Source organism: Corynebacterium hiratae (assembly GCF_009708045.1).
Lineage (GTDB): Bacteria > Actinomycetota > Actinomycetes > Mycobacteriales > Mycobacteriaceae > Corynebacterium > Corynebacterium hiratae.
In genome coordinates, this window is sequence record NZ_VIOG01000002.1 from 209883 (window position 1) to 234716 (window position 24834).

Annotated in this window: 22 protein-coding genes, 1 tRNA gene and 3 pseudogenes; 7 read left to right on the forward strand and 19 right to left on the reverse strand. The window is 62.3% G+C overall.

Annotation, left to right across the window (positions count from 1 at the left end; all coding sequences use genetic code 11):
* Positions 1–9: 9 nt before the first annotated feature.
* Complete coding sequence (locus tag FME68_RS02720) at positions 10–1719, forward strand: ABC transporter family substrate-binding protein (protein ID WP_158395825.1); 1710 nt, start codon at positions 10–12, stop codon at positions 1717–1719.
* Between the two features lie 125 nt (positions 1720–1844).
* On the opposite strand, the gene FME68_RS02725 is transcribed toward FME68_RS02720, so the two are convergent.
* The 5 genes and pseudogenes from FME68_RS02725 to FME68_RS02745 all read right to left on the reverse strand — a co-directional run bounded on the left by FME68_RS02725 (position 1845) and on the right by FME68_RS02745 (position 7668).
* Positions 1845–3041 (reverse strand): SPFH domain-containing protein, encoded by a 1197-nt coding sequence (locus FME68_RS02725; protein ID WP_158395827.1) that lies wholly within the window; start codon positions 3039–3041, stop codon positions 1845–1847.
* 104 nt (positions 3042–3145) lie between these two features.
* A complete protein-coding gene (locus FME68_RS02730) occupies positions 3146–4396 on the reverse strand; it encodes an alpha/beta fold hydrolase (protein ID WP_158395829.1) in 1251 nt (416 codons plus the stop codon).
* Between the two features lie 4 nt (positions 4397–4400).
* The gene (gene pflA / locus FME68_RS02735; RefSeq protein WP_158395831.1) at positions 4401–5270 is read right to left on the reverse strand and encodes a pyruvate formate-lyase-activating protein; all 870 of its coding nucleotides are present in this window, start codon (positions 5268–5270) and stop codon (positions 4401–4403) included.
* On the reverse strand, positions 5271–5522 hold the full coding sequence (gene grcA2, locus FME68_RS02740) for an autonomous glycyl radical cofactor GrcA2 (protein WP_070509749.1): 252 nt from the start codon (positions 5520–5522) through the stop codon (positions 5271–5273).
* 35 nt (positions 5523–5557) lie between these two features.
* A pseudogene (locus tag FME68_RS02745) lies at positions 5558–7668 on the reverse strand (pyruvate formate lyase family protein).
* A gap of 354 nt (positions 7669–8022) precedes the next feature.
* On the opposite strand from FME68_RS02745, the pseudogene FME68_RS02750 reads away from it, so the two are divergent.
* Positions 8023–9944, forward strand: a pseudogene (locus tag FME68_RS02750) (solute carrier family 23 protein).
* Positions 9945–10023: 79 nt separating this feature from the next.
* Here FME68_RS02750 and FME68_RS02755 read toward each other — a convergent pair.
* Entirely contained in the window at positions 10024–10629 is a 606-nt protein-coding gene (locus FME68_RS02755) for a hypothetical protein (protein ID WP_046647363.1), read from the reverse strand.
* Between the two features lie 85 nt (positions 10630–10714).
* The gene (locus FME68_RS02760; RefSeq protein ID WP_230308861.1) at positions 10715–11017 is read right to left on the reverse strand and encodes a hypothetical protein; all 303 of its coding nucleotides are present in this window, start codon (positions 11015–11017) and stop codon (positions 10715–10717) included.
* Positions 11018–11160: 143 nt separating this feature from the next.
* On the opposite strand from FME68_RS02760, the gene FME68_RS02765 reads away from it, so the two are divergent.
* Complete coding sequence (locus FME68_RS02765; protein WP_046647415.1) at positions 11161–11931, forward strand: DeoR/GlpR family DNA-binding transcription regulator; 771 nt, start codon at positions 11161–11163, stop codon at positions 11929–11931.
* Here FME68_RS02765 and FME68_RS02770 read toward each other — a convergent pair.
* Together FME68_RS02770 and FME68_RS02775 are read right to left on the reverse strand one after the other, a co-directional pair.
* Positions 11928–12284 (reverse strand): DUF3817 domain-containing protein, encoded by a 357-nt coding sequence (locus FME68_RS02770; RefSeq protein WP_046647365.1) that lies wholly within the window; start codon positions 12282–12284, stop codon positions 11928–11930. The two genes, FME68_RS02765 and FME68_RS02770, sit on opposite strands and share 4 nt — an antisense overlap.
* Positions 12281–12679, reverse strand: a complete 399-nt coding sequence (locus tag FME68_RS02775; RefSeq protein WP_070680951.1) for a hypothetical protein — start codon at positions 12677–12679, stop codon at positions 12281–12283. The genes FME68_RS02770 and FME68_RS02775 overlap by 4 nt, the downstream gene beginning before the upstream one ends.
* A gap of 143 nt (positions 12680–12822) precedes the next feature.
* Between FME68_RS02775 and FME68_RS02780 the strand changes: the two genes are divergently transcribed.
* Positions 12823–12904: transfer RNA gene (locus tag FME68_RS02780), tRNA-Leu, on the forward strand.
* Between the two features lie 362 nt (positions 12905–13266).
* On the opposite strand, the gene rdgB is transcribed toward FME68_RS02780, so the two are convergent.
* From rdgB to clpS, 8 genes and pseudogenes are all read right to left on the reverse strand, one after another.
* Positions 13267–13878, reverse strand: coding sequence for an RdgB/HAM1 family non-canonical purine NTP pyrophosphatase (rdgB, locus tag FME68_RS02785; RefSeq protein ID WP_070680953.1), 612 nt, complete (start codon positions 13876–13878; stop codon positions 13267–13269).
* Entirely contained in the window at positions 13872–14600 is a 729-nt protein-coding gene (rph, locus tag FME68_RS02790; protein WP_070516105.1) for a ribonuclease PH, read from the reverse strand. Before rph ends, rdgB begins: the two co-directional genes overlap by 7 nt.
* 22 nt (positions 14601–14622) lie before the next feature.
* A complete protein-coding gene (locus FME68_RS02795; protein ID WP_158395835.1) occupies positions 14623–15390 on the reverse strand; it encodes an MBL fold metallo-hydrolase in 768 nt (255 codons plus the stop codon).
* 67 nt (positions 15391–15457) lie between these two features.
* Positions 15458–16232: pseudogene (gene murI / locus FME68_RS02800) on the reverse strand (glutamate racemase).
* The gene (locus tag FME68_RS02805) at positions 16232–16954 is read right to left on the reverse strand and encodes a rhomboid family intramembrane serine protease (RefSeq protein WP_158395837.1); all 723 of its coding nucleotides are present in this window, start codon (positions 16952–16954) and stop codon (positions 16232–16234) included. The pseudogene murI and the gene FME68_RS02805 overlap by 1 nt, the downstream one beginning before the upstream one ends.
* Positions 16955–16967: 13 nt before the next feature.
* Entirely contained in the window at positions 16968–17912 is a 945-nt protein-coding gene (locus tag FME68_RS02810) for a P1 family peptidase (RefSeq protein ID WP_158395926.1), read from the reverse strand.
* A 22-nt stretch (positions 17913–17934) separates the two neighbouring features.
* Entirely contained in the window at positions 17935–18471 is a 537-nt protein-coding gene (locus FME68_RS02815) for a DUF2017 domain-containing protein (RefSeq protein ID WP_046647374.1), read from the reverse strand.
* Between the two features lie 3 nt (positions 18472–18474).
* Entirely contained in the window at positions 18475–18810 is a 336-nt protein-coding gene (gene clpS / locus FME68_RS02820) for an ATP-dependent Clp protease adapter ClpS (protein ID WP_049155733.1), read from the reverse strand.
* An 88-nt stretch (positions 18811–18898) separates the two neighbouring features.
* On the opposite strand from clpS, the gene FME68_RS02825 reads away from it, so the two are divergent.
* Genes FME68_RS02825 through FME68_RS02835 form a run of 3 tightly spaced genes read left to right on the forward strand, consistent with a single transcriptional unit; the run spans position 18899 to position 22869 of the window.
* Positions 18899–19477, forward strand: a complete 579-nt coding sequence (locus FME68_RS02825; RefSeq protein WP_158395839.1) for a spore germination YkwD domain-containing protein — start codon at positions 18899–18901, stop codon at positions 19475–19477.
* Between the two features lie 41 nt (positions 19478–19518).
* A complete protein-coding gene (locus FME68_RS02830; protein WP_328287691.1) occupies positions 19519–20871 on the forward strand; it encodes a nicotinate phosphoribosyltransferase in 1353 nt (450 codons plus the stop codon).
* Positions 20872–20907: 36 nt separating this feature from the next.
* Complete coding sequence (locus FME68_RS02835; protein WP_158395843.1) at positions 20908–22869, forward strand: ATP-dependent DNA helicase; 1962 nt, start codon at positions 20908–20910, stop codon at positions 22867–22869.
* Here the strand turns inward: FME68_RS02835 and FME68_RS02840 are convergent.
* Complete coding sequence (locus tag FME68_RS02840) at positions 22866–23591, reverse strand: peptidyl-tRNA hydrolase (RefSeq protein WP_328287692.1); 726 nt, start codon at positions 23589–23591, stop codon at positions 22866–22868. The two genes, FME68_RS02835 and FME68_RS02840, sit on opposite strands and share 4 nt — an antisense overlap.
* Positions 23584–24777, reverse strand: a complete 1194-nt coding sequence (gene serB, locus FME68_RS02845; RefSeq protein ID WP_158395848.1) for a phosphoserine phosphatase SerB — start codon at positions 24775–24777, stop codon at positions 23584–23586. The genes FME68_RS02840 and serB overlap by 8 nt, the downstream gene beginning before the upstream one ends.
* Positions 24778–24834 lie beyond the last annotated feature (57 nt).

Below are 24834 nucleotides of genomic sequence, written 5' to 3' on the forward strand. Positions count from 1 at the left end.
GACACAAAAATGAACATGAAGCTCCGCAGGACCGCCCTCGCAGTGGTCACCGCCTCTGCCCTCATTCTCACCGGCTGCGCCTCCGACGGCGGCTCCGGCAGCTCCGATGGCTCCAAGGACTCCAGCAACTCCGCCTCCGGCGAGAAGCTCGACGTCAAGCTGGACGGATCCTACAACGCCAAGGACCGCTCCGAGCTCAAGCAGGGCGGCGAGCTGCGCCTGGCCATCACCGAGATCTCCCAGCAGCAGAACCCCTTCCAGGCCGACGGTACCCGCTACACCAGCGACGTCTGGAAGTACTACAACCCGCAGATCGGTCTCTTCGATGGCGCAGGTGAATTCCACGTCAACAATGACTACATCACGGACGTCAAGGACGAGGAGAAGGACGGCAAGACCGTCGTCACCTACACCATCCACGAGAAGGCGCAGTACAACGACGGCACCCCAATTGACTGGAAGGCCTTCGAGAACACCTGGAAGTTCAACAACGGTGAGGACGAGGAGGCCAACGTCTCCTCCACCGATGGCTACGAACTCATCGAGTCCGTCGAGCCGGGTGAGAACGACAAGCAGGCCGTCATCACCTTCAAGCAGGCATACCCCTGGTGGCAGGGTCTGTTCAACATCCTGCTTCCGCCGCAGGTGGACTCCGCCAAGAAGTTCAACGAGGCCTACCTCGGTGAGGTCCACCCAGAGTGGGGCGCGGGCCCGTTCAAGGTTGAAAACGTTGACTTCCAGAGCGGCAGCGCTACCTTCGTCCCGAACGAGAAGTGGTGGGGCGATAAGCCTTTCCTGGACAAGGTGACCTACCGTCAGATGGAGGATCAGGCCTCCATCAACGCGTTCAAGGCCGGCGAGATTGACGCCACCGGCGTGGGCAACAAGGAGCGCCTGGCTGCAGTCAAGGACATGCAGGGCATTGAGATCCGCACCGCCATGGCCCCGTCCAACTCGCTCATCGTTCTCAACTCCAAGAACGAGATTCTTTCCGATGCCAAGGTCCGCGAGGCCATCATGACCGGTATCGACCGCTCCACGCTGTCCGGCATCCGCTTCAACGGCCTCAACGGCTACACCGAGGACCTGCCAGGCTCCTTCAACCTGTACCAGACCCAGGAGGGCTACGAGGACAACTTCGGGTCTGTGGTGAAGTTCGATGCCGAGAAGGCTAAGTCCCTGCTCGACGAGGCCGGCTGGAAGGAAGGCGGCGACGGCATCCGCGAGAAGGACGGCAAGAAGCTGTCCATGCGCTACACGCTGTTGGGTGATTCTTCCATCAGCAAGGCCCTGGCAACCGCCACCCAGAAGATGATGAAGGACATCGGCGTGGACCTGAAGGTGGAGGAGCGCCCGTCCGCGGACTTCTCCAAGATCACCTCCTCCTATGACTTTGATGTCTTCCCCATGGGCTTCTCCTCCGGCGATCCGTTCGGTGTGGCCTACTTCGGCCAGATTTACCGCTCCGGCTCCCAGCTCAACCGCTCCGGCACGGGTACCCCGGAGATGGACAAGAAGATCGACGAGCTCTCCCAGATCGCCGATCCAAACGAGCAGATCAAGGAAGCCAACAAGCTGGAGAAGGAAGCACTGGGTCAGTTCGGCATTATGCCGATTTACAACGGCCCGGCCATGGTGGCTACCAGCCCGGACATCGCGAACTTCGGCGCCAACTCCTTCGCCGTCATCGAGGTGGAGAACATCGGCTACGTCAAGTAGGTAACGCGCTCGGCGCCGCACCATATGATGCGCGGTGCCTAGCCGCCCCTTCGCCATCTAAGACAACGAAAAGGAGGGCCTTCCCAAACTGCGGGAAGGCCCTCTTTGTGTGTTTTGGGCTGTGTTTAGTTGTCCTTGTTGAGCTGGTTGCGCAGCTGGTCAAAGTAGTCGCGCGCGCTCTGCGGCTGGTTGTTGCCCTGCGGCGGGGCCGGGAAGCCGGAGAACTGACCAAAGCCCTGGCCCTGCTGTGCGTTCTGCACCTGCTCTTGTGCCTGCTGCTGGGCGCGCTGCGCCTGCTCCATCAGCTCAGCATCGCGGCGGGCACGCTCATCGCGCTCGCGGTGCTCCTGCTCCTCACGGCGGCGACGCTCAGCAGCGGCGTTCTCGCGGCTGTGCTTTGCTTCGCCGGCCGGCACCTTCGGCTTCGGTGCTTCATTAATAGCGTTAGTGGACAGCAACGTATCGCGCATACCGCCGAAGAGATCCTGCATGCCACCCGGGTTAGACGGCATGTAGAGCACGTTGGTGTGGGCGCGGTCGGCTACGTCCACCATGGCGTCGAGGTACTGGGAGACCAGCATAAGGGTCTCGGGGTTCTCCTGCACGCCGGCAGCACGCAGCAGCTCATACTGCTGGGCAATACCTTCGACGATCTCCTTACGTTGGTCAGCCACACCGCGACCCTGCAGCTTCTTAGCCTCGGCCGCACCCTCGGCCTCCTTGACCACGCGGATCTTCTCGGCCTCCGCCTGGGCTACGGCTGCCTCGCGCTCACGCTGCGCCGCGTTAATGGAGTTCATGGACTCGCGCACGCGAGCATCCGGGCGAATATCGGTGACCAGGGTATTGACGAAGTTCCAGCCGTAGGCGGCCATGTTATCGCGCAGGGACATCGCCACGTTGCGGGCGATGGTGTCCTTGGAAGAGAAAGAATCATCCAGGTTCATGTTTGCTACGGAGGAACGGACGTTGTCCTGCACGTAGGCAACAATCTGCTGCTCATGGTTGGACAGGGTGTAGAAGGCCTGGCGCTCGCTGCCCTGGACTACCTCATACTGCACGGCAACCGGGATCTGGACGAAGACATTGTCCTTGGTCTTGGTTTCCACCATGACATCGAGCTGACGGATCTGCAGGCTGATCTTGGCGCGCACGCGGTCGACGTAGGGCAGCTTGAAGTGCAAGCCTGCGTGAGCCACGGTCACGAACTTACCCATGCGCTCAATGATGGCGGCTTCCTTCGTCCGGACGATGAAGAAACCGTCGAAGGCGGTGGCAATAATAAGTAGGAGAATCACACCAATGACGATGAGACCGGCCATAGGCTTATCCTTTCTGCTCGATTTAGATTTTCCTAACCAGTGTGCCACACGGTGACCACCACCACATCTCGAGGGAGATCACTCCCCGAGGTCACTCGGAGCCTTTAATGCTCGTCAGCTACCCGGAAGAGCTCACCCAAAATCCCCGCACCGTCCTCACTAATCCCATTGTGCTGGAAGCGGTTGGTCACCACTGGGCGCAAGTCGCGGTAGGTCTCCGCCGTGGCTAGGGAATCCTCGAAGGGCACGAAGATATCGTCGAGGTAGATGGCGGCGGAGGCGGTAACGGGGGCGTCGGCAAGCTTGGCGGCGTCATACGGAGAGCTTGCCCACTCGTGGGCGGCGAGCTCCTCGGCGGCCTGCTTGAAGGGGCGCAGCGCCGGGTCCTCATCGAACTGCCAAGGGAAAATGTGCTCACCGGTCAGATAGGTGCCGCCTTCGGCGAACTCGGGGAATTCCTCGCGTATGCGGTGCGCCGCCCAGCCGGTGACGGCTTGGCCGCCGACGCCACCGTAGATGGACTCATGAATCGCCGCGTACAGCGGGCCGGCCTGGAAGCTCACGCGGCTGCCGACGTCGTTGAGGAAGTCCGAACGCAAGCGCTTCTCACCGTTCACGGTGCGGAAAGGTTCCTCCAGCAGGTAACCCAGAGAATCGAATCCGGTACCGCGGCCCAGTTCGATGCCGATGGTGCGGAAGCGGCGCGAGGACAGTCTCTCCCCCGTCGGCAGCAGCTCCTCCGAGTTGTCCAGGTGGTGGATAATCTCCTCGACGCGAGCTTGAGCCCACGGGAACTGGGCATAGAAGCGCTCGTGGCGGACCTTGAGCTTGGCAAAGGTCGTACGGTAGAGCTCATCCGCGCCCTTGGTCAGGGTGGGCAGGCCGCCGGTGAGGAAGGCACGCCCGATGGAATCGGGGAACATCGAGGCATAGGCGGTAATGATGAAGCCGCCGAAGGATTGGCCGAATAGATCCCAGGAGTCCTCGCCGAGGTGCTCGCGCAAGCGCTCGGCATCGCGCACGATATTCTCCTGCCGAAGCTGCGCTAGGCGCGCAGCGCTGCGATCCTCAGCCGGGCTGAGCTCATCAATGCGGTGGCTGCGCCCGGTGCCGCGCTGGTCCATGAGGATCCAGCGGTAGCGCTCCAAGCCCTTTCCGATGAGCCCGGTGGCACCCGTCGGCCGCGGCGCCGGGAAACCCGGCCCGCCCTGGTTATAGAGCAGCGCCGGGTATTTCTCACCGCCGGGCGGGATGATTTCCCGGGCGTAGAGCTCGAACTCCCCCGCGGCGGGATTGTCATAGTCCCAGGGGACGGAGATGATGTGTTCCTTGATGGTGTGGCCGAAGCGTTTCATGCTTCTAGTAGACCACGAAACCTTCCTTACGGAACACCTCGCGGATCTCCTCCACGTCTTCCGGCTTCGGCGGCTTCGTATCCTCCAGGGTGTACGGGTAGCCCAGCTCGTGCCACTTGTCCGCACCCATGTTGTGGAAGGGCAACACCTCGATGCGCTCGACGTTGCTCTTCCAGCGGGAGACAATTTTGGCTACGTTGGCGACGTTCTCGGGGCCGTCGGTAAGCCCCGGCACCACCACGAAGCGGATCCAGACCGGCTTGCCGATGGCGTTGAGGCGATCCCCAAAATCGATCGTCGGCTGCAGCTCGCGGCGGGTGACCTTCTTATAGGTCTCCTCGTCACCGGACTTGACGTCCAAGAGCACCAGGTCGATGTTGTCCAGGTCCTCATCGCGCAGGCGCGCCCCGAGGTAACCCGAGGTGTCGATCGTCGTGTGGATGCCTGCATCGTGGACTTCCTTGAGCAAGCGCCGTGCGAAGGCGATCTGGAAGAGCGGCTCACCGCCCGAAATGGTCAGCCCACCACCGGAGGCCTTGAAGACGGGCTTATAGCGCTTGATGCGCTTGACCACATCCTCGATGCGCTCCAAGGTTCCGACCTTCATCTCCATGGTGTCGGGATTGTGGCAATACTGGCAGCGCAACGGGCAACCCGACATGAACATGGTCATGCGGGTTCCAGGCCCATCCACGGCCGTCACCAGCTCCCAGGAGTGCACGAGCGCGACATCACCAGAGCGGCGAGCGCGCATCAACTCTGGGCGGGTGTAACCGTCGAGGTCGTTGTCCGTTCCTAAACCGGCGGCGGCGCCGCGCACCTTCTCCCCTTCTTCAGGAGAAAGACGCACGACGCCGGTAATGCCATCTGCCATTTAGGAGCCCTGGTGGAAGGTACGGGAGATGACGTCCAGCTGCTGCTCGCGGGTGAGCTTCACAAAGTTGACCGCGTAGCCGGAAACGCGGACCGTGAGGTTCGGGTACTTCTCCGGGTGCTCAACGGCGTCCTCCAGGGTGGACTTGTCCAGGACGTTGATGTTGGCGTGGTAAAGGCCCGAGTTCATGTTGTTGGCGGTGCGGTTGGCCTTCATGGAAGCGAGGCGCTCGTCGAAAGTTTTGGTTGCCATGATGTGTTCTCCTTGGGAAGTGGTGTGGACGTGGTCTATTCGGAATCCATGATGAAGCCGGCGTCGAGGACGCCCACCAGGTTGGTGATGCGCTCCTCCGGGGTGCGGCCCAATCCGGACGGGGTGATGGTGTTGGTCAGCGAGATGCCGTCGAGTGCATCCTTGTAGTCCAGCTTGCCTACCGACAGCATGGAGGCAACCATGCCGTGGTTATCCGCGCCGTTCTCCGGGTTAGCGCCCGGGGCGAACGGGGTACCTGCCTGGTGGCCGGACGGGAAAGAACCAGTTGCCTTGCCGTAGACCACGTTGGAGGTAATGGTCAGCACCGACTGGGTCGGGATGGCGTTGCGGTACATCGGGATGGCCTTAATCTTCTCCATCACGGTGTGAACGATGGTGGCGGCGATGTCATCGGCGCGGTCGTCATCGTTGCCGTAGAAGGGGAAGTCACCTTCCGTCTTGTAGTCCACGATGAGGCCGGTTTCATCGCGCACCGGGTAGACCTTGGCGTACTTGATGGCGGACAGCGAGTCAGCCACGATGGACAGGCCGGCGATACCGCAGCCCATGGAGCGCACGATATCGGAATCGTGCAGCGCCATCTCGATCGACTCGTAGGCGTACTTGTCGTGGCAGTAGTGGATGATGTTGAGGGCCTCAACGTAGGTGCCCACAACCCAATCCAGCATCTCCTCGTACTTCTGCCAGACCTCGTCGAAGTCGAGCGGTCCATCGCCCTGGATTGCTTCGTAGCCGTCCACGACCTGCTTGCCGCTGACCTCGTCGCGGCCGCCGTTGATGGCGTAGAGCAGGGCCTTGGCGGCGTTCACGCGGGCGCCGAAGAACTGCATTTGCTTGCCGACGGCCATCGGGGACACGCAGCACGCAATCGCGGCGTCATCGCCCCACTGGTCACGAATCTGCTTATCGGACTCGTACTGGATGGAAGAGGTCTCAATCGAGATGTGGGCGCAGAATTCCTTGTAGCCCGCCGGCAGCTGCGGATCCCAGAAGATGGTGATGTTCGGCTCCGGTGATGGGCCCAGGTTAATCAAGGTCTGCAGCAGACGGAAAGAAGTCTTGGTCACCATGTGGCGGCCATCGTCGCCAAAGCCGGCATCGGACCAGGTTGCCCAGTACGGGTCACCGGAGAAGATCTGGTCATAGTCCTCGGTGCGCAGGAAGCGCACGATGCGTAGCTTGAGCACCAGCTGGTCGATGATCTCCTGGGCTTCTTCCTCGGTGAGGATGCCAGCGGCGAAATCGCGCTCGAAGTAGCAATCAAAGAAGGCAGACAGGCGGCCGATGGACATCGCGGCGCCGTCCTGGGACTTGATGGAGGCCAGGTAGCCAAAGTAGGTCCACTGCACTGCCTCGTGGGCGGTCTTCGCGGGCTTCGAGATATCGAAGCCATAAGACTCAGCCATGACCTTGAGCTTCTTCAGCGCCTTGATCTGCTCGGCGTGCTCCTCGCGGTAGCGTGCCCAGTGCTCGGAGAAGCCGAGGTCCCCCACCGCGTGCTTGGATGCTTCCTTCTCAGCGATGAGGTAATCCACGCCGTAAAGGGCCACTCGGCGGTAGTCACCAATGATGCGCCGCGGCCATAGGCATCCGGCAGGCCGGTGATGATGTGAGAGGAACGCGCTGCGCGGATGCGCGGGGTGTAGATATCGAAGACTGCATCGTTGTGGGTCTTGCGGTAGCGCGTGAAGATCTTCTCGATCTCCGGGTCGGTTTCCTTACCGGCTTCCTTGATGGCCTGCTTGACCATGCGCCAGCCGCCATTGGGCATCATGGCGCGCTTGAGCGGCGTATCCGTCTGCAGGCCAACGATGACGTCATCGTCCTCGGAGATGTACCCAGCCGGGAAGGCATCGATATCGCTTGGGGTGTGGGTGTCTACGTCGAAGATGCGCTTCTGGCGCTCGACGGACAGGTAATTCTTCTCCAAATGATCCCACACGCGCTGCGTCTTCTCGGTGGGCCCAGCGAGGAAGGAGGAGTCCCCGTCATAAGGGGTGTAGTTGCGCTGGATAAAATCACGAACGTCAATGTTTTCAGTCCATGGGCCGGGCTCAAAGCCCTTCCATGCCTCGAACTGCACAGACTGTTCCGTTGCGGTGGTCACTATTTTGACTCCCTTCATAGTTCGCACGACGCGTAACACTTAGTCGCAGAAGGGCTGTGGGTGACTTCGGCTCACGGGCAATTCGGTCAACACGTATCGTCACCGAACCCCTCTCTGTAGCCCATAGTAGGGGTACAACCGCATAACCTCACATCGGCAAATGCGGGCCCCATGCCACCGAACGGGCTGGTTTTAGCACCACACTGGTCAGCTCTCTCATAGGTAACGACCGTACGGTTGGATGCGGGGGTAAATCACCCCCTGACGTGGCCTTTCCCACACCTTCCAGGCGAGTTCTTGGTGCCTGTCCGCGCCGCGCTCTATTGTTATGCGCAGTATCCTCGTCTCGCCCTTCAGCAAGGAGCTCTTTGCGTGTCTGACACCGCCGCTACCGCTAGCCCTGCCACCACCCCAACCCATCCCGTTGATGTTGTCCCGCCAGCGCCCAAGCTGGCAGCGCTCGGACTTCAGCACGTTCTCGCTTTCTACGCGGGCGCGGTCATCGTGCCGCTGCTCATCGCTGGTTCCTTGGGCCTCGATGAAGCCACCACGATTCACCTCATCAACGCTGACTTGTTGACCTGTGGTCTGGCGACGTTGATCCAGGCGGTGGGCGTCGGCAAGCACATCGGCGTCCGGCTGCCCATCATCCAGGGCGTAACCACCACGGCGGTGAGCCCCATCATTGCCATCGGCATGAGCGCTGGTGACCAGCCACTGCCCACGATCTATGGTGCGATTATCGCTGCCGGTATCTTTACCTTTTCGCCGCGCCGGTCTTTGGACGCGTGCTCAAGTACTTCCCGCCGATTGTCACCGGCACCGTGCTTCTGGTCATGGGTACGTCGCTGCTGGCGGTCTCAGCAAATGACTTTGTCAATTACGCTGACGGGGTCCCGGCCGCACGCGATCTGCTCTATGGCTTCGGCACGCTGGCCATCATCATTGTTGTGCAACGTTTCTTCCGCGGCTTCCTGGGCACGCTGTCGGTGTTGCTTGGTTTGGTCATCGGTACTGGCGTGGCCTTCGTGTTGGGCGATACCTCCTTTGACGGCGTGCGTGAGGCTGATGCCATCGGCATGACGACGCCCTTCTACTTCGGTATGCCGAAGTTCGACATCATGGCGATTCTCTCCCTCATCATCGTCATGATCATCACCATGGTGGAAACCACCGGCGATGTCTTCGCTACCGGTGAGATTGTGAAGAAGCGCATCAAGCGCGATGACGTTGTGCGTGCCATTCGCGCCGATGGCCTCTCCACCACCCTTGGTGGCGTGATGAACTCCTTCCCCTATACCTGCTTTGCGCAGAACGTCGGCCTCGTCCGCCTCACCGGTGTGAAGTCCCGCTGGGTCGCGGTGTCAGCAGCGGGCTTCATGATCATCCTGGGCCTGCTGCCCAAGGCCGCAGCCATCGTGGCGGCTATCCCCTCCCCGGTGCTCGGCGGCGCCTCCCTCGCACTATTCGCCAACGTTGCCTGGGCCGGCCTGCAGACCATTGCGAAGGAAGACATCGCCGACGGACGCAACGCCGCCATCGTTACCACCGCGCTGGGGCTGGCCATGCTCGTCACCTTCAAGCCGGATGTGGCCACCGCGTTCCCGGAGTGGGCGCAGATCTTTGTCTCCTCCGGAATGTCCATCGGCGCTATCACCGCAATCCTGCTCAACTTGCTCTTCTTCCACGTCGGCTCGCAGTCCGGCGATGATGTCAGCCGCCTTGACGGCGCCGGCGTCTCTCTCAAGGAGCTCAACGAGATGGACCGCGAGAGCTTCGTCAGCGCTCTGCGCCCGCTCTTCAACAACGAAACCTGGCCGCTCGAAGCCGCCTGGGAGCTGCGCCCCTTCCAGGACGTCAGCCAGCTGCGCGAGGCTATCCAGGTCACGGTGCTTACCTCTCCGAGCGACCAGCGCCGTGCACTGATCCACGACTACCCCGCGATGGATGAGCTGCTGCTGGCCGATTCCGACACGGCCGCCACCATCTCCGCCGACCGCGGTTCCCTGGCCCTGGATGACCTCGATGACGTACAAACGCAGCAGCTTATCGACGTCTCACAGGCCTACCGCGAGCGTTTCGACATGCCCTTTGTGGCATACCTGGATACCAACGACTCGGCCGACCGCGTCATCGATGCGGGCGTGCGCCGCTTGTCCAACTCGGATGAGCTGGAGCAGCGCGTGGTCTTGAGCGAAATCATCGAGATTGCCAATGACCGCTTCGATATCCTCCTTGCGGACGCTAACCCGGTGCGAGCTTACTGGGACCGCAAGTTCACGGAGGTGGAATGAACATAGTTCATTCCACGTACGGGGGACACTCGACGTAGAAAAAGGATCATTCCACGCAAAAGGTCACTCGACGTGAGGACTAGCTGAACTCCATGGTGACCTGGGCCTCGGGGTCAACGCCACGGATGATGCCCTCATAGAAATTGCGAGCTTGATCCTGCAGGAGCTCGCGGTTGTCGTCGATGTCCTCGCGCTTCTTATCGGCGCTGAGGACATCCGACACTGTAGATGCGGCGTCGATCGGCTGGGTGGTCCAGCTGAGCACGCCGTTGTTTTCCACGGCGGTCTTAAACTCTTCATCGGAATGCCCAATGAAGATGAAGTCCGGGATGTGGACAGTGTAGGCATGCTCGCCGGTCTCAGTGACGCGAACGTCCTTGCCTTCGATACCGAGCTTGGCTTTATAGGAATACTGCACAAATTGTGTTCGGCTAGTCCACGGAACCTTCACGCCTAAGACCTGACCCACGGAAGATTTCTCCGCCAGCCCCTGGATACCCAGGCTGAGCAAGACCACCTGCTCTTCGCGCTGGACAGCCTTAACGACCTGCGTGTTGGTTGACTGCACCGGCGCGGTATAAACCTCGTGCGGCTGGCGCACGGCGTAGACACCAAGCGCAGCGCAGGCCAGCGACAACAGCACCACGAGGGCGATGAGGGTGGTGCTTAGTTTGCGAGGAGACATAAAGCCCGTCCTTTGTGTGATTCAGAAAAAGATGCCTTCTAGACTAGCCCTTCGATCTGAACCCAGCCCCACACACACAATGCTTTTACCTTGCTCTGATGAGGGCCTGCTGATCCACGAAGGCGCCAAAGGCCATCAACAAGGTGTCAAGCTCCGTGCGCAAGTGGCGGTGCATAACCACCGCCCCAGAACGCCGAAGCCGTTCTTCGGCAACCCCGTTGACGTCGCCTAGCACCAACACCACGTGACCAGGGAGGACTCCATCGAATTCTGTGGCGTCGAGAACCACACCGTCGCACGCGCGTGCTTCCTCTTCCGTACTGATCCACCGAACACGCACTCCGTGTGGTGCGTAGCGTGCCACATCTGCAGCCAAACGCTCGCTCATTAAAAGCCCAAGGGTTACCGTCCTACGCATTTCAATCACCTGTCCTGAAGCCTTGTGACAAGGACTTTTACCTTGCCTAGCCACAGAATAAAGATCGAAACGTTCACTGTATATGGTCGTTTCAGTTCTATATGATCAGGGCCATGGACAAGGAAGAACGCCAGCGCAGAATCATCTGGGCGGTTGACTCGGGGAGCAAAACGGTCAACCAACTACAAGAACTCACTGGGGCCTCCGCGATTACCATCCGCCGAGATCTCACTGAGCTGGAAGAAGCTGGGGCCCTCACGCGCTTTCATGGCGGCGCTCGCCCCGCTGTGCGACGGGGTGCCCGCTATCCCCTAGAGGTTCGCCGGAAAGAGGACCCCGCTGGCAAACGCGCTATTGCCGCAGAGGCGGCACGACTAGTCGAGCCCGGCTCCTGTGTTCTCATCGACTCGGGTACAACCCCCACAGCGGTCGCCCGCAACCTCGCCGGAATGGACATCACAGCACTAGCGATGTCTCTGTACGCGGGCGCAGCATTAGCCAAGACGCCGGGCAGCGACGTCCTAATTCCAGGCGGAACCGTCAATAGCGACGATCTTGCGGTGTACGGGGCGGAAGCGGTTGACACAGTCATGTCCATGCGCTTCGACTTAGCAATCGTGGGTGTCTGCGCGTGCACTCCGTCGGTGGGCCTTATGTCCCCGAACCTTACCGAGGCCACCATCAAACGGGCCTACTTTAAAGCGGCCCGACGTGTCATCGTTGTCACCACACCAGAGAAGTTCACCCGCATGTCGGCCCACCGAGTGGCCACCTTTGACCAGGTCGACACGGTCATCACAACAACTGACCTATCCCCGGACATAGCCCAGGACGTGGTCGATTTTGGCGCCAACCTCACGATGGTGCCGGTAGAAGACTCTTAAAGCTGGAACTGCTCAACAACTTCAGTGCGGCGCTTGTGCTCCATCCAGAAGGAAAGGAACGGAACAACACCGGCGAGCGCCGTGGTAAAGAGCTTGCCCACCGGCCACATGGCGCGCGGACCGAGGACCAGGATGGATACGAGGTAGACCATGTAGGCCACGCCGTGCGCTTGGGCGATGAGCGTAGCCCACGATGGCATCTCCATGCCCACGCCGTATTGCAGGATCATGCGCGCGACAAGAATGAGAAGGAAAATACCGGTAATCGTGGCGGCAATGGAAAAGAACTTCAGCGGGCCACGGATACGCGCCTGGCGGTCAGGATGGACAGCGTTGTTCACTGGGTTGCTCATAAATTCTCCTCTTCGGTGCCGCGACGGCGGCGCTGCTTGTTCATAGCGTTGAAGGTTTCCACATCAATCTGCGGACGGGGCGGTAGGAAATCTTCGTCGATTTTAGTCTCGGTGTGCTCCTTGGCCGCGCGCACGTCCTCTGCCTCATATTGGGCTGGCTCTTCTCCCCGCTGGAGGGCTTCGTTCTCGGCATCGATTCGCTCATTCTCGTAGCGCATGGCGGTGCGGTAAGCGTAAACAACAAATACCGCGAACAGCGGCCATTGGAAGGCGTATCCCAAGTTCTGGAAGGTTCCCGAACCGGAGCGGAACCGCGTCCATTGCCAGTAAGCAAGGAACAAAAAGAGCACGACGAAGATCACGATGAGGACGATGTGCCACCATCGAACCTTCATCCGCTTTTTCGGTGCTGGGTTGGTGCTCACTCTGAACAGCCTACCCACCACGCCCAGAAAAGTGGATTTCCGTCTATGGCCTGCCGCCCTGTAGGCTAGTGACCGTTGCGCAGAGCAAAGAGCGCTCCGCAGCAACGAAACCAGCGCCCGTGGCGGAATTGGCAGACGCGCTAGATTTAGGTTCTAGTGTCTTATGACGTGTGAGTTCAAGTCTCACCGGGCGCACAATTTCAAACCCCGCGCGAGTTTTCCGTGCGGGCTTTTCTTTACCCCAGCCCTGCCCCAAATGGTTTTAGTCATATGGTTCCCCTCATCGGGTTCTTTTGGGGGCAAAGAAGCCACCTAAAGCACTACAGAAGGTTCGTTTGGAGGCAGGCGAACCATATGAGTAGAACCATGTGCGGAGAGACCAAAGCCACAGGACCATCTGCGAGGTAGCTTCTGCATTTCCCCAGGTGGTCTTCGCAGAATGTGCGCAGGCGGTCCTTTTAGTTTGGTCCCCCATCAACCTGCCAAGCTAGCGGACGCCGAGGCTTGCGGATATTGCTCGGCGGATGCTGGGACTCGTGGTGATGGCGGGCGGAGGCTTAGGCTTGGCCGGCAAGCGCCGCTAAGGGTTCGCGCAGTTGTGCCAGCGCGCGGCCGCGGTGCGAGACAGCGTTCTTCTCCTCCGGGGACATCTCCGCGGCGGAGCGGGATTCACCTTCGGGTTGGAAGAGCGGATCGTAGCCAAAGCCATTCTCGCCCTGCGGGGCGGTGAGCAAGGAGCCTGGCCAACGGCCTTCCACCACATGTTCCTGCCCATCCGGGGTCACCAGCGCGCAGACCGACACGAAGGCGGCCGCGCGGCGCTCGGCGGGCACGTGTGACATCTGCCCCAGCAGCAGGCGGTTATTGGCTTCATCGTCGCCGTGGCCGCCCGACCACCGGGCAGAGAGCACGCCCGGCATGCCGTTGAGTTCTTCCACCGCGAGGCCAGAATCATCCGCGATCGTTGCCAACCCGGTGTGCTGCACCCCGGCGCGCGCCTTAATCAACGCGTTGTCAGCAAAGGTGCGGCCATCCTCCACAGGCTCCGGGTAGGCCTCCACTGCGGACAGCGGGAGCAGCTCGATGCCCTCAATGCCGGCATCAGCGAGAATCTTCTCCAGCTCCTTGAGCTTCTTGGCATTATTCGAAGCGACGAGGAGCTTTACCATCCGAGGGCCGCCTTTTGAGCGTCGATAAGCTGGGTGCAGCCGGCTTGGGCCACGTCCAACATGTCATTGAGCTCCGCGCGGCCGAACAGGCCGTGCTCACCGGTGCCCTGAATCTCGACGAAGTCCCCGCCCTCCTGCATCACCACGTTGAGATCAACCTCCGCGCGGGAGTCCTCCTCATAGGGCAGGTCGAGGCACACGTGACCATCGATGATGCCAACGGAGACAGCGGCAATAGGATCCAGCAGCGGCTCGCCCGGGACGACGCCCTCCTCCTTGAGGTAGGCAATCGCATCAGCCAGCGCCACATACGCGCCGGTAATCGACGCCGTGCGGGTACCGCCGTCGGCCTGCAGCACGTCGCAATCCAGCTGGATGGTATTCTCCCCCAGCTCGGACAGGTCCACGGCGGCGCGCAGGCTGCGGCCCACCAGGCGGGAGATCTCGTGGGTGCGCCCCTTGACCTTGCCCTTCATCGACTCGCGCGGCATGCGGTCGTGGGTGGCCGCAGGCAACATGGCGTACTCGGCGGTCAACCAGCCCTCGCCGGAGTCCTTCTTGAAGCGCGGCACCCCGAATTCCACGGAAGCCGTGCACATGACTCGGGTATTGCCGAACTCCACCAGCACCGACCCAGCCGGGTTGGTGGTGAAATTGCGGGTAATGCGAACGCTACGGAGTTGGTCGAGCGCGCGACCATCAGCACGAGTGAAATCAGTCATGCCCACTACCCTACCGCGCGTGCTAGAACTCGAGCTCCATCCCGGCGGCGCCGACGACGATCTCTCCGTCGAACTCGCGGGCAGCTGCGGCATAGGTGGCGGCGGCATCGCCCCACGGCTGCAGGTGAACGAGCACCAGCTTCTTGACCCCCGCCTCACGCGCCAAGCGCCCGGCTTCTGCCCCCGACATGTGCATGTCTGGGGCCTTATCCTCCGAGGTCTCGCCCCATGCGGCCTCACAGAGGAAAACATCCACGTCCTGGGCGGCCTCAATGAGCGCGGGCGTATAGGCCGAATCCGCAGAATAGCACAGGGTGGCGCTGGTCTTGGTGTGCTCAACCCGCAAGGCATATGTCTCTACCGGGTGAACTGTGCGGAAGGGGGTGATATAGACATCGTCGACAAGCTGGCGTTCCCGATCCACCCAGGGACTGAACGCAAAGGTATCGCTCATGTCATCCACCCCGTCCGGAGTATCCGAGGACAGCCGGCCCAGGTGGGTCTCAGTCGTCGACGGCCCGAGGCAGAAATTGCGGGAGGCTGCGGGCTCTGTGGGGTGGAAGCGACGCCACACCATCAAAGACGGAAAGTCCAGGCAGTGATCGGCATGGAGATGAGTTAACGCCACGTGTGCATCGCAGGGATCCTGGAGTTCCTGCAGGCGTGCAAGCGTACCCGGGCCCAAATCCATGATGATGGACGGAGCAGAGGGGAAAGACAAGAGATAGCCAGAGGCCGGATTACCCACAGTGGGCACCGAGCCGGAACAGCCTAGGATGGTCAGCTTCATGCGTTCAATAGTTCCACGAAACAATGGGGGATGCGGGATTTGGGTCGATTGTACATCCTCACCCGCTCTAAATCTTGGGCCCCAGGAAGCGTGCGGCTAAACGCTCGAAGGCGGCGTGGTCGCCAGTGCACTCGAAACTACGTGTGGGTACCTGCCCGCCGGGCCAGCATGTCCGTGTTGGTGAGGATGCGCAACACATCCTTCGCAGTCTCCTCCGCCGAAGACACCAAGGTGACGTTATCCCCGATAGCGAGCTGGATGACGCCCGTCAGCAGCGGATAGTGCGTGCAGCCAAGAACGAGCGTGTCGACGCCCGCCGACTGCAGCGGCGCGAGGTAGCCCTCGGCCACACCCAGGATCTGGCGCCCAGCGGTAATGCCGCGCTCGACAAAGTTCACGAAGTCCGGGCAGGCCACGGCCGTGCACTCAACATTCGGGTTGACGGCGAACAAATCCTGGTAGGCCCCGGAATTAATGGTTCCCTCAGTACCAATCACGCCAATCTTGCCGTTGCGGGTGGTGGCGATGGCGCGGCGTACGGCCGGGCGGATAACCTCCACGACCGGAATGGCATAGCGCTCGCGGGCGTCGTGCAGGAAGGCGGCCGTGGCGGTGTTGCAGGCGATCACCAGCATCTTGCAGCCGCGCTCTACCAACTCGTCGGCGATGGCGGTGGAGAGCTCCCTCACCTCGGCGATGGGCCGCGGGCCGTAGGGGGTATGGGCGGTATCGCCGATGTAGATGATGGATTCGTCGGGAAGCTGCTCGATGATCGTGCGAGCGACGGTCAGGCCGCCCACGCCCGAATCAAAAATCCCGATCGGAGAGGTCGCGTCAGGCATTAACGCATCGCTCCCCGAGGTGCGGGCTTGACCTTCTTAATCGGGTCATCGGAGGTGATCACCATACCCGCGACGATGCCACCGATGGCGCCGAAGAGATGGCCCTGCCAGCTGACTCCCTCGTAGATCGGCAGCACGCCCCAAATGAGGCCGGAGTAGGCGAACCCTAGACCAACACCAATCAGGAACTGCCCCAGCGAGCGGTTGAAGATGCCGCGCACGATGAGGTAAGCCAACCAGCCATAGACCACACCGGAGGCACCAATGTGCGAGGTCCCCGGCCCGCCTAGCAGCCACGTGCCCACGCCGGCAATGAGCACCACGATGATGGTGACCTCCCACCACGCCTTGCGGCCTGACAAGCCGATCAGGAAACAAAAGATCGCACCAGGCAACGAGTTTCCGATGAGGTGCTCGAAGTTCGCGTGGAGCAGCGGCGCGGTGAAAATCCCCCAGATGCCGTTGAAGTCCAGCGGATGAATGCCGTACTGCCCCAGCTCGCTTCCAAAGAACAGGAAGTTGATGATGTGGATGATCCACTCGACGGCGAGGAATCCCACCGTGAGAGACGCGGCTGTTTTGAGGCGGCCGGCCCGCGTGTAGTTCTTCGAATCGCCTGAATTAAGGAGGGGCTGCTGCCCCTGTCCCGCGGCAGCGGGGCGGGGTTGAAAGGGGTTAGGCTCATGCGAATGCTGCTGGCCAAAGGGTCCACTCGTCGTCATAATGCCTCCAACTCTAGCAAGCCCGCAGCGAGGAATACGCCTCCAAACCCAGTCCTGGGCTTGCATTCACCACGGCGTCAACGATGGCTGCCTCCACGGCATCAGCAGCGGCTGCGCTTAACGACGCCAACTCCGCCGGGCCGATGCCCCGCTCCGCTGAGCGGACTCCCGAGGAGGCAGCAAACAGCGTATCCCCATCCAGCGGGGAATGCGCTGGGCGCACAGCGCGAGCGATGCCATCGTGGCCCGCGAGAGCAAGGCGCTTGGTCTGGGCCTTGCTTAAAGGCGCATCGGTCAACACCGCACCAATGGTGGTATTAAGCCGCGAGGATTCCGCGAATGACTCGGCCAGGCTGCGGGCTGCGGCAAACCGCTCAACGTCGACGGCTGGTACACCCGGCGCGCCAAACAAGCGCCCAGTCTCAGCATCAATCACCTGCCCCACCGGGTTCGCCACGACGACGGCGGCGACGGAGAACGAGGAGACGTCGACAAGCGCGGTGCCCACCCCGCCCCGCACCTTGCCGGCACAGGCCCCAGTGCCCGCACCCACGCTGCCACTCGTGGCGTCGTGTCCTGCCAACGCGGCGCGTAGAGCCGCCTCGCCGTCTGCCGCCGTGGGGCGCTGCGGCCCGGCGAGCAGGTCGAAGATGACCGCGCCCGGCACGATAGGAACGCGCGGGCCGGGGATCTCCTCCCCAAAGACGGGGAAACCAATCCCTGCCTCCTCCAGCCCGCGCATGACGCCATCCGCAGCGGCCAGCCCAAAGGCCGAGCCGCCTGCCAGAAGAAACGCATGAACGCGCTCAACCGTGTTGTGTGGCTCTAAAAGATCCGTCTCGCGCGTGCCTGGACCGCCGCCCCGCACGTCGACGCCGGCCACGGCCCCCTGCTCGCCGCAGTAGATGACGGTGACGCCGGTATCCTCACGTGTGACGTGGCCGACGGAAAAGCCCATGTCGGGAAGTGTGCGCACGGTGCTAGTCCATGAGAACGTCGAGCAGCGAATCCTGGCAGAATGCCAGCCATTCCACGAGCGTATCGCGGTCCGCCCCAGGGGTATCCTCCGGCACGTCCCCGGCGGCGATATAGAGGCGCAGATCGTTAAGCCCCGCGAGGAAAGCATGCGCCTCTTCCTCACTAATGGCTACCTCTACCCCGCCAGTCGGCCCCAGCGCGGTGTTAATGACCTGTAGGTTCTCCAGCTTGGCGCGCGCAATGTCGTTCTCATGGAGCGAGCGCATGAGGGAATTGTCTCCATCGAATTCCTCATCCCCCGGCTTCTTGAAGTCCGGAAAGAGGCGGGCCAGCGACGGGTCTTCGGGGGCTTCGGTGTGGCCGGTGGGCATGTCGAGCATGTCCGCCAGCTCATCCTTCGGCGCCGACTGCGCGCGAGCGATGATGGCCTCAGACACCGTCGCGGTGAGGTCACCCAAGACTTCGCGCTCCATCGGCTCGAAAACAGCCGTGTACTTGGCGCCGCGCATGAAGGACTTTTTCTTCTTCCAAGCCTGCATAACCTACCCTGCCTGCTGCATTGTGGCCCAGAGGCCCGCGACCTGCAGCTTCTTCACGTCGGCTTCGACTTTGTCGCGTTCACCCGAGGACACGGCTGCCTTACCTTCGGTATGGACCTGCATCATCAGCTCGTTGGCTCGCTTCTTGTCATAGCCTAAAACGGTCTGGAACACGTAGGAGACGTAGCTCATCAGGTTGACTGGATCATCCCAGACAATGCACATCCACGGCAGGTTTTCGCTCGTGGCGACGTCGACGTCAATCGCCTCATCCAGCTCCGGGGTGGCCATGGGTGAACTCATCACCACGCCCGCGGACGTTTCGTTGTGCGCTTTCATGCCCTCTACACTAGCTAAAATTCTCCGCGTCGCGAGCAGTTATACTGTCAGCGACCCTTAACCTGATTATCGTTTCCAGGTGGCATCAATGAATTCTTTCTCCCTCCCCCCAGCCGTTGTTGACATTCTCGCGGGACGCCAACCGGCGAAGGAGGATGTCGTCCTCCTCCTGCAACGAGTGCTGACCGTGCTCGTTCTCGGCGGCACGCTCGTGGCTGCCGTATTGAGCCTGACCAACCCGTCGAACGACGGCAGCTCGACGGATGCGGAACCCCCAATGTCGGAGGCGTGCGACTACGAGCTTCCCGACGTTTCCGTCCAACGTCAGCTCAACACCATCCAAGAGGAGCTGATAGGTGCGCTCAACACCTGGCGTAAGGAAGACGGCCAAGCCCCACTGGTGCCCTGGATCGACCGCCAAACCGCAGCCCGCGAAAAGGCAGAGTGCAACGCGGTGACCAAGACACAGGAGCCGGCTGAAGAGAATGTGCAGATGGTTCAGCACCACCTGCCCGTGGACAAGGCCAGCGCATATGAATTCGTCGAGGCCTTCCGGGCCTCCCCCGACCACGTGGCCGCCCTGCGGGATCGCCGGATGACCACCGCGGCCGTCGGCGTGGCCTATAACGACGGCGAGGTGTACGTCGTCATTCAGCTTGAGGAATAGAACAGCTGATTTTTTAGGACGCCCTGAGTAGCATCTTCGATGTGACTACTACCTCAGATAACGTCCGGGATGCCGGAAACGACCCTGCAGATCGTTCCACGGCCCTTCTTACCGATAAGTACGAGCTGACCATGCTGCAAGCGGCGCTGCGCGATGGCTCTGCGCACCGCCAGGTAGCCTGCGAAGTTTTTGCCCGCCGCCTTCCCAACGAACGGCGCTACGGCGTTGTTGCCGGCACCGAGCGCGTTCTCCGCGCTGTCCGGGACTTCCGTTTCACCGCCCAGCAACTGGCGGAGATGGACTTCCTGGATGCTCCAACACAGGAGTACCTGGCCAATTACCGTTTCTCCGGGCAGATCGATGGCTACCGGGAAGGCGAGCTGTACTTCCCCAACTCGCCACTGCTGACCGTGCGCGGCACCTTCGGTGAGTGTCTCATCCTGGAAACCGTGATCCTCTCCATCATGAATTCCGATTCCGCAGTGGCCTCCGCGGCCTCCCGTATGGTGGTTGCCGCGGACGGCCGTCCCATCATTGAGATGGGCTCGCGCCGCACGCACGAATACGCTGCGGTGACTGCTGCCCGCGCCGCCTATCTGGCAGGCTTCCAGGCCACCTCCAACTTGGAGGCCGGCTACCGCTATGACATTCCGGTCTCCGGCACCGCGGCGCACGCGTGGACGCTGGCACACGTCAACGAGGACGGCACCCCGAACGAGGAGGCCGCCTTCCGCGGGCAGATCGAAACTCTCGGCGTGGATACAACCCTGTTGGTGGATACCTATGACATCACCAAGGGCGTGGAAACCGCCGTCAAGGTGGCCGGACCCGAGCTGGGCGGCGTGCGGATCGATTCCGGCGATTTGGCCGCGGTCACCCGCCGTGTGCGCAAGCAGCTCGATGATTTGGGCAACCACAACACCAAGATCGTGGTCTCCTCCGACCTGGATGAGTTCGCCATCGCCGGTCTGCGCGGCGATCCCGTCGACGTCTACGGCGTGGGCACCTCGGTGGTCACCGGCTCGGGTGCCCCGACTGCTGGCATGGTCTACAAGGTCGTCGAGGTCGATGGCCACCCAGTGGCCAAGCGTTCCTCCTCGAAGAAGTCGCAGGGCGGGGCAAAGCGCGCCTTGCGCACCTACCGCTCCTCCGGGGTGGCCGTCGAGGAGCTCGTGCTCCCCTTCTCCGCCGAGAGCCCAGAGACCGGGACGCTGCGTACCCGCGAGATGACGGTGCCGCTGATGCGCGACGGCGAGATCCTCGACAACCTGCCTACCCTCGAGGAATCCCGCGAGTACCTGGCCCAGGCCATCACCACCCTGCCGTGGGAGGGCCTCGCACTCACCCGCGATGAGCCCGCGGTTCCCACCCGCTTTATCGGCTTCGACGCTTAGGAAGTACGCGGGGGAAGACCGACTACACTGGCACCAATGCAGGACACAACGGTTGACCTCCTTGACGCCGCAGTCTCCGCCCTCGGCGGCTCGCGGCGCCCCGGCCAGGTGCGCATGGCGACGGCCGTGACCACTGCGTTGGAGAAAGAGCGCCACCTCGCCGTGCAGGCAGGAACAGGCACAGGTAAGTCCTTGGCCTACCTTGTGCCTGCCTTCCGCCACGCACAGGAAACCGGTCACACCGTCATCGTCTCCACCGCCACGCTGGCGCTCCAACGCCAACTGGTGGAGCGGGACCTTCCACGTCTGGCCGAGGCCCTCGAGCCGCACCTAGAAAAGAAGCCGACCTTCGCCATCATGAAGGGCCGCTCCAACTACGTCTGCCTCAACAAAGTCTCCCGCGCCGCTGAGCTTGAGGACGAAGACGCCTTGCTCGACGAAGACGCTGTTTCCCACCTCGGCCGCCACGTCCAGCGCGTCTACGAGTGGGCGGACGACACCGAGACTGGTGACCGCGAGGACTTGGAACCGGGCGTGCCAGACTTAGCGTGGCGGCAGGTATCCGTCACCTCGAACGAGTGCCTCGGTGCCACGCGCTGCCCGCACGGCGAAGACTGCTTCGCGGAGCTAGCACGACGCCGCGCGGCCGACGTCGATATCGTCGTCACCAACCACGCCCTGCTCGCCATCGACGCGGTGGCGGATGTCAATATCCTGCCCGAACACGACGTCGTTATCATCGACGAGGCCCACGAGCTGGACGGCCGCATCACCTCGGTCTCCACCGCCGAGATCACCGGGCGCGCGCTCAAGATGGCGGCCAGCCGCGCCAAGTCCCTCGGCGCCAACGGCAAAGACCAGCGGCTGAGCGAGCAAGCCAACGAACTGAGCCAACTGCTCGCAGGGTTCGCACCGGGCCGCTGGACCGACCTTCCAGAGGAGGCCAAGCAGCAACTCATGGGCCTCGCGGATACCCTGGCCGATTGCCGCGAGACTATTGCCCGCACCCCCGAGGGCGAACAGGCCCAAGATCCGGAAAAATTCGCCGAGCGCCAGAACCTGGCCAACCACCTCGCCAGCCTCGTCGAGGCCATCGCCCGCATCCTCGATGTCTTCGCCACCGGTGACCCCGCAGCACACGCCGACGTGGTGTGGCTGGAGCGCGATGAGCGCACGCTGAACGACACCCTGGCCGTCGCTCCGCTCTCTATCGCCGGCATGCTGCACGAAAAGCTCTTCGGCGAGCAGACCGTCGTGCTGACCTCCGCCACGCTGGCCCTGGGCGGGCGCTTCGACGCCATGGCCGCGCAGTGGGGCCTGCCGAAAGGCACGTGGGACAGCCTCGACGTGGGCTATCCCTTTGACCCCGCGCGCAGCGGCATCCTCTACACCGCAGCACACCTGCCGCAGCCGGGCCGCGATGGGCTGAGTCCCCAAACCCTCCAAGAGATCCGCGAGCTCATTATGGCCGCCGGCGGACGCACGCTCGGGCTCTTCTCCTCACGGCGGGCCGCGCAGCAGGCAGCCGAAGAACTCAAGCCCACCATCCCCTTCGACATCTACCTCCAGGGCGAGGATTCCATCGGTGCGCTCGTGGACAAGTTCACGAAGAACGAAAACTCCTGCCTCTTCGGCACGCTCACGCTCTGGCAGGGCGTCGATGTGCCCGGACCCTCCTGTTCCCTGGTCCTCATCGATCGCATCCCCTTCCCCCGCCCGGATAACCCACTCATGCAAGCCCGAACCGAGGCTGCAAAGGCGGCAGGGCGCAATGGATTCATGGAGGTTTCCGCGACACACGCGGCGCTGCTCATGGCCCAAGGCGCAGGCCGCCTGCTGCGTTCCACTGCGGACCGCGGAGTCGTCGCCGTGCTCGATAGCCGCCTAGAGACCAAGCGTTATGGCTCTTACCTGCGGGCCTCCATGCCGCAGATGTGGCCGACGAGCGACCCGCAGGTCGTGCGCGGGGCGCTCAAGCGCCTGGTCGAGGCCCGCTAGGGGCGAGGCAGCGCGCAGACCGTGGCTGAGTCCGGGGCGACCTCGGTGAAACCTGCGTCATGCACCACCACCGCATCGGGGCGCGCGCACGCCGCGGCAAAATCCGCTGGGGCAATCTCGCGCACGGACAGCGCGAAATCCTGCGCCGCCCAACCTTCTACTTCCTCAACGCTCATCGCCGCGGCCAGCAACATCGAGCCGTGCCCCACCTGCGCGGCGGCCTTTCCGGCGCTCATGGTGAGGGAGGCGTCGATGTAGATCACGGGGGCGTCGGCAAGCGCGGGGCCCGGGGCATCCTGGGGGAGATCGGTATGGCCGATCTGCAGCTTGGCGACGAGCGGATGCACGTCCTGTACCGCCGAAGGAACGAACACTCGCGCGCGGTCCTCCACGGTGATGCCCGGCAGGGCCTGGACATCGCGCCAGGCCTTGTTGCGGGCGCGGCGCGCCACCTTGCGGATGCGGTGCCCGTACCACTGCCCCAACGCCTCGGCGAAGGCCCCATCTTGCCCGGCCCGTTCGTCGAGGCAGAGCTTGACGACGCCCCTCGCCGCCGCTTCCAGCACCTCCGTGCGCGCCGGCGGGTCCTGCTTGGGCAGGTTGAGCGCTATCTGCATCGCCTGGATGGTCTCGGGCTTATCGGGATCCTCGGGATCATCGCGCCAGTTGCGCTCACTGCACGCATCCACGAGGCGCCGATGGGCCTCGCGGAGGTTATTCACTAGCGACTTCCTCCATGGGGATGCCGAGAATCTGCAGGATTTCGTCCATGTAGGGGTGGTTAACAGAGGCATCTGCCACCTCGCGCAGGGCGGGCTTGGCGTTGAAGGCAATGCCCAGGCCGGCAGCGGAAATCATGTCGATATCGTTGGCACCATCGCCCACAGCAACGGTCTGCCGCATGCTCAGGCCCGAATCCGCAGCGAACTCTCGCAGGAACATCTCCTTGGCCTTGCGGTCCACCACGTCCCCGATGACCCGGCCGGTGAGCTTGCCGTCCTCGATTTCCAGGGTGTTGGCGCGCACGTAGTCAAGGTCGAGCTCCTTAGCTAGATCCTCGAGGACCTGGATGAATCCTCCCGACACCACCGCAACCCGGTAGCCCATGCGCTTGAGCGTGCGGATGGTGGTGCGCACGCCGGGCGTGAGGCGGATATCGGCGGCGGTTTCCTTGATGACGGATTCCGGCAGACCTGCCAAGGTGGCCACGCGCTCGCGGAGGGATTCTTCAAAGTCCAGCTCACCGCGCATAGCACGCTCCGTCACTGCAGCAACCTCGGCCTCCTTGCCGGCGTGGGCGGCCAACATCTCGATGACCTCGCCTGTAATGAGGGTGGAGTCGCAGTCAAAGCAGATGAGGCGCTTCGAGCGGCGCTGCAATCCGGAGCGCTCGATGGCGATGTCCACACCCTGCTCGGTAGCCAGGCGTGCCAACATGGCGCGAACAGGGTCGGAGGAGCCATCGATCGTGATGTAGAGCTCCAGGCCGTTGAGCGGGTACGTGGACAGGCCGCGGATGCGGTCGATGTTGACATCGAGGTTGGCCAGCTCCTTGGCGATGGCCGACATGTGGCTCGCGTTGACCTGACGGCCCAGCACCACGACGACGTGTGTCGAGCGCGGGCGTGAGGTGGCTTCCTCCTCCCGAGGATCCACGGTGATGGACTGCGCATAGATGCTCAACGTGTTGCGCAGCCCCTGCTCCATGGCCTCCAGACGGGAGGCGTTAACGCGGATGTACGCGGAGAGGGAGATGCGGCCGGAGAAGATGGCCTGTTCGGCGTCGACAAGCTCTACGTTGTGGGAGCTGAGAACGCGGAAGAAGGCGGCAGACACGCCTGGTTTGTCGGGACCTGAGGCGGTGACAACGGCGAAAACTTGTTCACTTTGATTATCCACGGGGCTCATTATCTCACATCGCTCAGCACTGCTTGACCTACGGCAAACGCCGCCTCCCCATCGTGG

Excerpts from the sequence above, each read along its gene's own strand:
- FME68_RS02720 (WP_158395825.1), top strand. The coding sequence starts at position 10 with ATGAACATGAAGCTCCGCAGGACCGCCCTCGCAGTGGTCACCGCCTCT.
- FME68_RS02725 (WP_158395827.1), bottom strand. The coding sequence starts at position 3,041 with ATGGCCGGTCTCATCGTCATTGGTGTGATTCTCCTACTTATTATTGCC.
- FME68_RS02730 (WP_158395829.1), bottom strand. The coding sequence starts at position 4,396 with ATGAAACGCTTCGGCCACACCATCAAGGAACACATCATCTCCGTCCCC.
- pflA (WP_158395831.1), bottom strand. The coding sequence starts at position 5,270 with ATGGCAGATGGCATTACCGGCGTCGTGCGTCTTTCTCCTGAAGAAGGG.
- grcA2 (WP_070509749.1), bottom strand. The coding sequence starts at position 5,522 with ATGGCAACCAAAACTTTCGACGAGCGCCTCGCTTCCATGAAGGCCAAC.
- FME68_RS02755 (WP_046647363.1), bottom strand. The coding sequence starts at position 10,629 with ATGTCTCCTCGCAAACTAAGCACCACCCTCATCGCCCTCGTGGTGCTG.
- FME68_RS02760 (WP_230308861.1), bottom strand. The coding sequence starts at position 11,017 with ATGAGCGAGCGTTTGGCTGCAGATGTGGCACGCTACGCACCACACGGA.
- FME68_RS02765 (WP_046647415.1), top strand. The coding sequence starts at position 11,161 with ATGGACAAGGAAGAACGCCAGCGCAGAATCATCTGGGCGGTTGACTCG.
- FME68_RS02770 (WP_046647365.1), bottom strand. The coding sequence starts at position 12,284 with ATGAGCAACCCAGTGAACAACGCTGTCCATCCTGACCGCCAGGCGCGT.
- FME68_RS02775 (WP_070680951.1), bottom strand. The coding sequence starts at position 12,679 with ATGAAGGTTCGATGGTGGCACATCGTCCTCATCGTGATCTTCGTCGTG.
- rdgB (WP_070680953.1), bottom strand. The coding sequence starts at position 13,878 with ATGGTAAAGCTCCTCGTCGCTTCGAATAATGCCAAGAAGCTCAAGGAG.
- rph (WP_070516105.1), bottom strand. The coding sequence starts at position 14,600 with ATGACTGATTTCACTCGTGCTGATGGTCGCGCGCTCGACCAACTCCGT.
- FME68_RS02795 (WP_158395835.1), bottom strand. The coding sequence starts at position 15,390 with ATGAAGCTGACCATCCTAGGCTGTTCCGGCTCGGTGCCCACTGTGGGT.
- FME68_RS02805 (WP_158395837.1), bottom strand. The coding sequence starts at position 16,954 with ATGACGACGAGTGGACCCTTTGGCCAGCAGCATTCGCATGAGCCTAAC.
- FME68_RS02810 (WP_158395926.1), bottom strand. The coding sequence starts at position 17,912 with ATGGGCTTTTCCGTCGGCCACGTCACACGTGAGGATACCGGCGTCACC.
- FME68_RS02815 (WP_046647374.1), bottom strand. The coding sequence starts at position 18,471 with ATGCAGGCTTGGAAGAAGAAAAAGTCCTTCATGCGCGGCGCCAAGTAC.
- clpS (WP_049155733.1), bottom strand. The coding sequence starts at position 18,810 with ATGAAAGCGCACAACGAAACGTCCGCGGGCGTGGTGATGAGTTCACCC.
- FME68_RS02825 (WP_158395839.1), top strand. The coding sequence starts at position 18,899 with ATGAATTCTTTCTCCCTCCCCCCAGCCGTTGTTGACATTCTCGCGGGA.
- FME68_RS02835 (WP_158395843.1), top strand. The coding sequence starts at position 20,908 with ATGCAGGACACAACGGTTGACCTCCTTGACGCCGCAGTCTCCGCCCTC.
- serB (WP_158395848.1), bottom strand. The coding sequence starts at position 24,777 with ATGAGCCCCGTGGATAATCAAAGTGAACAAGTTTTCGCCGTTGTCACC.